Origin of the sequence: Zestomonas carbonaria (genome assembly GCF_904061905.1) — a bacterium.
Taxonomy (GTDB): Bacteria; Pseudomonadota; Gammaproteobacteria; order Pseudomonadales; family Pseudomonadaceae; genus Aquipseudomonas; species Aquipseudomonas carbonaria.
The window spans coordinates 1-5108 of the sequence record NZ_CAJFCI010000078.1 but is presented as its reverse complement, the minus strand read 5'-3'; the positions used below and the strand labels follow the sequence as shown (position 1 = coordinate 5108).

5 protein-coding genes are annotated in these 5108 nt (G+C 68.7%); 1 reads left to right on the top strand and 4 read right to left on the bottom strand.

Annotation, left to right across the window (positions count from 1 at the left end):
- Positions 1-143: 143 nt before the first annotated feature.
- Complete coding sequence (locus PSEWESI4_RS20665) at positions 144-473, bottom strand: DUF2025 family protein (RefSeq protein WP_187673110.1); 330 nt, start codon at positions 471-473, stop codon at positions 144-146.
- Between the two features lie 167 nt (positions 474-640).
- Here PSEWESI4_RS20665 and PSEWESI4_RS20660 point away from each other — a divergent pair, with 167 nt between their 5' ends.
- Positions 641-1879, top strand: coding sequence for a TIGR03862 family flavoprotein (locus PSEWESI4_RS20660; RefSeq protein ID WP_187673111.1), 1239 nt, complete (start codon positions 641-643; stop codon positions 1877-1879).
- Between the two features lie 125 nt (positions 1880-2004).
- Here the strand turns inward: PSEWESI4_RS20660 and PSEWESI4_RS20655 are convergent, their stop codons facing one another.
- From PSEWESI4_RS20655 to PSEWESI4_RS20645, 3 genes are all read right to left on the bottom strand, one after another.
- Positions 2005-2478, bottom strand: coding sequence for a copper chaperone PCu(A)C (locus tag PSEWESI4_RS20655; protein WP_187673109.1), 474 nt, complete (start codon positions 2476-2478; stop codon positions 2005-2007).
- A 32-nt stretch (positions 2479-2510) separates the two neighbouring features.
- Positions 2511-4529, bottom strand: coding sequence for a TonB-dependent receptor family protein (locus PSEWESI4_RS20650; RefSeq protein ID WP_187673108.1), 2019 nt, complete (start codon positions 4527-4529; stop codon positions 2511-2513).
- Between the two features lie 110 nt (positions 4530-4639).
- Positions 4640-5023, bottom strand: coding sequence for a DUF2946 domain-containing protein (locus tag PSEWESI4_RS20645; protein ID WP_187673107.1), 384 nt, complete (start codon positions 5021-5023; stop codon positions 4640-4642).
- Positions 5024-5108 lie beyond the last annotated feature (85 nt).

Below are 5108 nucleotides of genomic sequence, written 5' to 3'. Positions count from 1 at the left end.
GGGCTGGGGTGAGGGAACGCGCCCTCCCCCCAGCTCCAAGCCCACCACCCCGTAGGATGGGTGAAACCCATCACCCACATGCCAGGGGGCCGGAACCACAACGCCGGCGGGCTCAAGCGAAACGCCACCCGGCCCACTCTGCATCAATCCGGCGTTCGCAAGTCCCGGCGGGCGAGGATTTCAGGGAGGTCTTCGCGGCGCATGTAGACCAGCAGCGGCTCCCCGACATTCAGGCGGTCATTGATGTTCAGTTCGAGAAGCACCCTCAGGTGCTCGCGCGCCAGGGCCATGACGCCCGTGGACTGCTCGCGCCAGACGAACTCGCTGGCGGGCACGATGCTGTCTTCGGCGACGTCCATGCCGAAGGAGTCTTCGCTGAAGCGCACGATGTAGCGCCCGGTCTTGCGGTTGAAGCCGACGAACCCCTGGAGGGCGTCGGCGGCCTGGCAGATATCGGTGGATGTGATGCTCATTGATTGACCTCGCTGTTCCTTCATTGGCACGCAGGCGAGGAAAAGGCGCCGAGTCTGCGCACGGCATGCCGCCGGCCATGCTGACGGCCACGGAGCGACTTGTCACTGCGACACACTGCTGCACGCGAGGTAACATGGCCGCCCCTGCCACGACACTCCGCGCCGCCATGCCCAGTACCGCCCCGCTCTCCTCCCCCCGCGCCACCGTCATTGGCGGCGGCCCCGCCGGGCTGATGGCCGCCGAGGTGCTGGCGCAAGGCGGGGTCGCCGTCGACCTGTACGACGCCATGCCTTCGGTGGGCCGCAAGTTCCTGCTCGCCGGGGTCGGCGGGATGAACATCACCCATGCCGAGGCGAAGGACCGATTCCTCACCCGCTACGGCGCGCGCCAGGCCGAGATCGCCGCGCTGCTCGACGGCTTCGACGCAGACGCCCTGCGCGCCTGGATCCACGGCCTGGGCATAGATACCTTCGTCGGCAGTTCGGGCCGCGTGTTCCCCACCGACATGAAGGCCGCGCCGCTGCTGCGCGCCTGGCTCAAGCGCCTGCGCGAGCTGGGCGTGGCCATCCATACCCGGCACCGCTGGCTGGGCTGGAACCCGGACGGCAGCCTGCGCATCGCCGGGCCGGACGGCGAGCTCGCCGTGCGCAGCGACGCCACCCTCCTCGCCCTGGGCGGCGGAAGCTGGGCGCGGCTCGGTTCGGATGGCGCCTGGGTGCCGTTGCTGGAAGAGCGCGGCATCGCCATGGCCCCGCTGCGGCCGAGCAACTGTGGCTTCGAGGGGAACGGCTGGAGCCCCGTGTTCGCCGGGAAATTCGCCGGTGCGCCGGTCAAGCCGGTGAGCCTGCGCCTGGACGATGGCGAGCCGCGCCAGGGCGAATTCGTGATCACCGCCCAGGGCGTGGAAGGCAGCCTGGTCTATGCGTTGTCGGCGGCGATCCGCGAACGCATCGCGCGCGACGGCAGCGCCACCGTGCTTCTCGACCTGCTGCCGCAGAAGACCGTACAGCAGGTCGAAACGGCGCTGCGCAAACCACGCGGCAGCAAGTCGATCAGCAACCACCTGCGCGGCCAGCTCGGCCTCGACGGCGTGCGCGCCGGCCTGCTGCGCGAACTGACCGGCGCCGAAACCTATGCCGACCCGGCGCGCCTGGCGACGGCGATCAAGGCCCTGCCGCTGACGCTGCTACGCCCACGCCCGCTGGACGAAGCGATCAGCAGCGCCGGCGGCGTGCCCTTCGAGCGGCTGGACGAGCGCTTGATGCTGCGCCAGCTCCCGGGCGTGTTCTGCGCCGGGGAAATGCTCGACTGGGAAGCGCCCACCGGCGGCTACCTGCTCACCGCCTGCTTTGCCAGCGGGCGTGTGGCCGGGTTGGGGATGTTGGACTTGATAAAAGGCCGATAAAGAGCGCTGGAAGCTGGACGAAAAGACTGCTCGTGCTTCTGTGGAAACCCCGTGGCGTCGTTCGATGCCACCGCGGACCACCATATCTTCACGTCCAGCCTCCAGCGCTCTTTTCGGCTTTTCAATCAATGCGCATGCCCATGTCCCTTATCGGCCGGCGCTTCCTTCTGCACCACCACCTCGACCGCCACGTCGCCGGCCTTCTCGAAATGCAGGGTCATCGGGAAGCGCTCGCCGTCGCGGTACTGTTTTTCCAGGTCGAACAGCATCACGTGGTAGCCGCCCGGCGCGAAGCGGGCCTCACCGCCGGCGGGGATCTCCACGCTCTGCACCTGCTGCATCTTCATCATCTCGCCGGCATGCACGTGCTCGTGCAGTTCGGCCTTGCCGGCGGCGGGGGTGTCGACGCCCAGCAGCCGGTCGGCCTCCGCGCCCTTGTTCTGGACGGCGAAGTAGGCCGCGGCGGTCGGCGCGGTGGGTGGCATTTCCCGCGACCAGGGGTGTTCGATGTGCAGGTCGCCGGCATCGTACTCGTGGGCGAAGAGTTGGCCGGCCTGGGCCAGCAGGGCGGCGAGCAGCAGGGTCTTGATGAGTTTCATGGTGGTCTCCTTGGTGCGGAAAAGTATCGGGTTCACAGGCGCCATTCCAGGCCGACGTACAGGCTGCGGCCGTCGCCGGGCAGGAACTGCGCGCTGTCCTGGCCGTTGGCGTCGGCGATCACCCCGGTGGTGGCGACGTAGGTCTTGTCCGAGAGGTTGCGCCCCTCGATGAAGAAGCCGAGGCCCTCGCCCGGCCGGTAGCCGCCTTTCAGGCCCCAGATGGCGTAGCCGTCGGCGTAGAGGGTTTCCGCCTGGTCGACGTTGTAGTGGTTGGGCACCCATTCGAAGGTCGGCCCGGCGTACCAGCCGCCCCGCTGCCAGAGCGCCTCGCCCTTGACGAACTGGCGCGGCACGCCGGCCAGGCGGTTGTCACCGTAGACGTCGTCGCCGTCGAAGCGGAAGTCGTTGAGCAGGTACTGGCCGCGCAGCGTCACCTGGCCGAGGGTCCAGGCGCCGCCGAGCTCGACGCCCTGGTGGATGGTGCGGTCGGCGTTGAGGGTGCCGAGCGGCTGGCCGTTGGCGTCGTTGAGGGCCAGCAGTTCGTCGCGGATCTCGCTGCGATAGACCGCCAGGTCGAGGTCCAGGGTATCCCGCGACCAGCGCAGGCCGGCTTCCCAGGTATTGGCCTTCTGCGCCGAGTTGGGCTGGAAGGCGATCACCTGGCCGCCGGTGAGCTCGCTGAAGGTCGGCGGCTCGAAGCTCTGGCTGAAGTTGGCGAACAGTTGTACGCCGTCGGTGAGGTCATGGCGCAGGCCGAGCCGTCCGATGCGGCCGACGTAGGTCTTGTCGAACGAGGTGTCGCGACCGGCGGGCAGGCGGTCGTCGGAGTCGCGCTGCTGGTGCAGCCAGCTCAACCCGCCGATCAGCGCCCAGCGTTCGGCCAGCGGCACTTCCAGCTCGCCGAAGGCGTTCAGGTTGCGCGCGGTCTGGTGGAGTTCGTCGACCTTGGCGCCCTTGTGCCCGCCGACATTGAGATAGTTGGACTGCCAGTTGCGCCCGTGGCTGCTCTCCACGCCGCCGCGCCAGCGCCAGCCCGTCTCGTTTTCCCAGATGTGCGAAAGGCGCAGACCGTAGTCCTCGCTGTTGACGTCGAGCACCTGGAAGATCGGGTGGAACAGCGACTTCTCGCTGTAGTAGCTGGCCAGCTCCAGGCGATGGCCGCCGTCCAGCCGCAGGGTGGTGATGTTGCCCAGGCGGTTGAGGATGAAGTCGCGGCGCTGGTCGCCAGTGAGGTTGCCGGCGGCGGCCTGCTCGGGATCGCGGCGCATCTGTGCCTTGGTCAGGTTGCCCGGCAGCTCGGAGTCGGTCTCCACGTGGGTCAGGTAGACGCGGGTGGACAGCCGCTCGTTGAGCCGCCCGCCGAGGTTGGCGAAGTAGCGCTGGTTGTCCTGCTTCGCGTGGTCGCGGAAGCCGTCCTGGGAGTAGTCGTTGATGCTCAGGTAGCCGTCCCAGTCGCCGAAGTCCTCGGCCACCGCGGCGAACAGCCGGCGATAGCCGAAGCTGCCGCCTTCGGCGCGCAGGTCGAGCGGAGCCGCGCTCTTGCCGGTCGGCGCGACGAAGTTGATCGCCCCACCGAGGTTGGCCGCGCCGTAGCGCCAGGCGTTGGCGCCGCGCAGCACCTCGATGTGGTCGGTGGCCAGCGGCTCGACGGCCTGGAAGTCGAAGCTGCCGTCGGCCAGGTTGAGCGGCGCGCCGTCCTGCATCAGCAGCAGGCCGCGACCGTGGAAGGTGCGTTGCAGGCCGGAGCCGCGGATCGACAGGCGCGCCTCCTCGGCGCCGAAGCGCGGCTGGACGAACACTCCCGGCGCCATGCCGAGGGCGTCCTGCAGGGTGCTGCTGCGCCCGCTCTTGTAGGTTTCCGCATCCACCACGGCGGCCGCGCCGGGGATGTGGGCGAACTCGGCCTTCTTCTCGGCGATCGACGGGGCGGTCGGGTCGCTGGCCTGTTCGGCACGGATGGTGGTCTGTTCAAGCTCCAGATGATCGGCCTGTGCCGGCGCCTGCCAGAGGCCGCTCAAGGCGCACAGACCGAGGATGGAATAGCGACGCATGGTCGTTCCTCGCGTTGTTCTCGATTCCCTGGGCCGCCCACGGGCGACCTGACTGCGAAACGCTCCCGGCCGACAGCCCTGGCGCGGGCCGGCACGGGTCACCAACGGAGTCAGAGGGGAGAAGCGCGGGGATTGGCCGACGGCCAGGAATAACGCGGAGGCGCCTTGCTGCGCTGTTCGCGGCGCAGGCGCGGCGTCGAGGAGGCAAGGCGCAGCCAGAACAGGCAGAACAGCAACGCCACGCCGAGCACGATGGAACCGCACAGCGGGCAGTTGAAGGGAACGCTCGGCTGGCTGTCGCTCTGGCCGCCGGCCGCGAGGTCGATGCTCGGCTGGGCCTTGTTGTCGATGGAGCAGAACGCCCCGCCGATGCCGTTGAGTTGCAGGCCGAGCATCTGCCCGTGGCCGAGACCGCAGGCGAGCACGCCGAACAGGACGCTGAAATACAGCACCCAGGCGGTCAGCGGTTGGCGGCGGGATAGTGTCGGGCTCATGCATTCACTCTAGTCGACGGCGCGACTTTAGCAGCGCGGTGAATGGGAGGGAATGAACGGGTTGTCGCAGGGTGGGGCTTGGGTG

Coding starts and splice junctions, on each gene's coding strand:
- PSEWESI4_RS20665 (WP_187673110.1), bottom strand. CDS start 473: ATGAGCATCACATCCACCGATATCTGCCAGGCCGCCGACGCCCTCCAG.
- PSEWESI4_RS20660 (WP_187673111.1), top strand. CDS start 641: ATGCCCAGTACCGCCCCGCTCTCCTCCCCCCGCGCCACCGTCATTGGC.
- PSEWESI4_RS20655 (WP_187673109.1), bottom strand. CDS start 2,478: ATGAAACTCATCAAGACCCTGCTGCTCGCCGCCCTGCTGGCCCAGGCC.
- PSEWESI4_RS20650 (WP_187673108.1), bottom strand. CDS start 4,529: ATGCGTCGCTATTCCATCCTCGGTCTGTGCGCCTTGAGCGGCCTCTGG.
- PSEWESI4_RS20645 (WP_187673107.1), bottom strand. CDS start 5,023: ATGAGCCCGACACTATCCCGCCGCCAACCGCTGACCGCCTGGGTGCTG.